Origin of the sequence: Arenibacter algicola (assembly GCF_018860365.1) — a bacterium.
Taxonomy (GTDB): domain Bacteria; phylum Bacteroidota; class Bacteroidia; order Flavobacteriales; family Flavobacteriaceae; genus Arenibacter; species Arenibacter algicola_B.
Map to the genome: position 1 here is coordinate 3691 of NZ_JAHKPO010000012.1, position 1919 is coordinate 5609.

General features: G+C 51.7%; 1 tRNA gene and 1 rRNA gene. Both read right to left on the minus strand.

Features of this window, described 5'->3' with window-relative positions:
• Nucleotides 1-65 precede the first annotated feature (65 nt).
• Nucleotides 66-139: transfer RNA gene (locus KO529_RS08730), tRNA-Ile, on the minus strand.
• Between the two features lie 79 nt (nt 140-218).
• A 16S ribosomal RNA gene (locus tag KO529_RS08735) occupies nt 219-1742 on the minus strand.
• Between the last annotated feature and the right edge of the window lie 177 nt (nt 1743-1919).

Below are 1919 nucleotides of genomic sequence, written 5' to 3' on the forward strand. Positions count from 1 at the left end.
GTAGTCCCGGGCAGACTTACCGCCCTTGGCGGCATGAACTTCTCGTCCGCACCTCGTCTACTTTGTAGTCTCAGGCAGACTCGAACTGCCGACCTCTACATTATCAGTGTAGCGCTCTAACCAGCTGAGCTATGAGACTCACTATAGTTTTTTATGTTGTAAAAACAGAAATCGAAAAAACGGGCCCTTGAAAAAAGCCCCATGGGCAAATTCTCTAGAAAGGAGGTGTTCCAGCCGCACCTTCCGGTACGGCTACCTTGTTACGACTTAGCCCTAGTTACCGATCTTGCCCTAGGCCGCTCCTTGCGGTGACGGACTTCAGGCACTCCCGGCTTCCATGGCTTGACGGGCGGTGTGTACAAGGCCCGGGAACGTATTCACCGGATCATGGCTGATATCCGATTACTAGCGATTCCAGCTTCACGGGGTCGAGTTGCAGACCCCGATCCGAACTGTGACCGGTTTTATAGATTCGCTCCTGGTTGCCCAGTGGCTGCTCTCTGTACCGGCCATTGTAGCACGTGTGTGGCCCAGGACGTAAGGGCCGTGATGATTTGACGTCATCCCCACCTTCCTCGCGGTTTGCACCGGCAGTCCCGTTAGAGTCCCCATCTTTACATGCTGGCAACTAACGGCAGGGGTTGCGCTCGTTATAGGACTTAACCTGACACCTCACGGCACGAGCTGACGACAACCATGCAGCACCTTGTGATCTGCCCGAAGGAAACTCTATCTCTAAAGCTGTCAGACCACATTTAAGCCCTGGTAAGGTTCCTCGCGTATCATCGAATTAAACCACATGCTCCACCGCTTGTGCGGGCCCCCGTCAATTCCTTTGAGTTTCATCCTTGCGGACGTACTCCCCAGGTGGGATACTTATCACTTTCGCTTGGCCGCCCAGATTTGCATCCGGACAGCTAGTATCCATCGTTTACGGCGTGGACTACCAGGGTATCTAATCCTGTTCGCTCCCCACGCTTTCGTCCATCAGCGTCAGTATATAGTTAGTAACCTGCCTTCGCAATCGGTATTCTATGTAATATCTATGCATTTCACCGCTACACTACATATTCTAGTTACTTCACTATAACTCAAGACCACCAGTATCAAGGGCAATTCTACAGTTGAGCTGCAGACTTTCACCCCTGACTTAATGGCCCGCCTACGGACCCTTTAAACCCAATGATTCCGGATAACGCTTGGATCCTCCGTATTACCGCGGCTGCTGGCACGGAGTTAGCCGATCCTTATTCTTACGGTACCGTCAGAAGGGCACACGTGCCCCTTGTTCTTCCCGTATAAAAGCAGTTTACAATCCATAGGACCGTCTTCCTGCACGCGGCATGGCTGGATCAGGCTCCCGCCCATTGTCCAATATTCCTCACTGCTGCCTCCCGTAGGAGTCTGGTCCGTGTCTCAGTACCAGTGTGGGGGATCCCCCTCTCAGGGCCCCTACCCATCGCTGCCTTGGTAAGCCGTTACCTTACCAACTAACTAATGGGACGCATAGTCATCTTGTACCGTAACCTTTAATGTAAAAGTGATGCCACTCCTACATACTATGGGGCGTTAATCCAAATTTCTCTGGGCTATTCCCCAGTACAAGGCAGATTCTATACGCGTTGCGCACCCGTGCGCCGGTCGCCGGCGGATAAGCAAGCTTATCCCCGCTGCCCCTCGACTTGCATGTGTTAGGCCTGCCGCTAGCGTTCATCCTGAGCCAGGATCAAACTCTTCATCGTTGATTCTTATATAACTTCGATCAACCCATAAAACGTTTTTCCCGGCCCGTTATTTCGATTTCTTTTTCTGCACCACATCCCCGTTTCCAAGTATGTGGCGCGCTGTCTTTACAATATATCAATGAACTTATTTCTCTTTTTTCGTTCGCCCTGTCTCCCAAAGCGGCTGCAAATGTA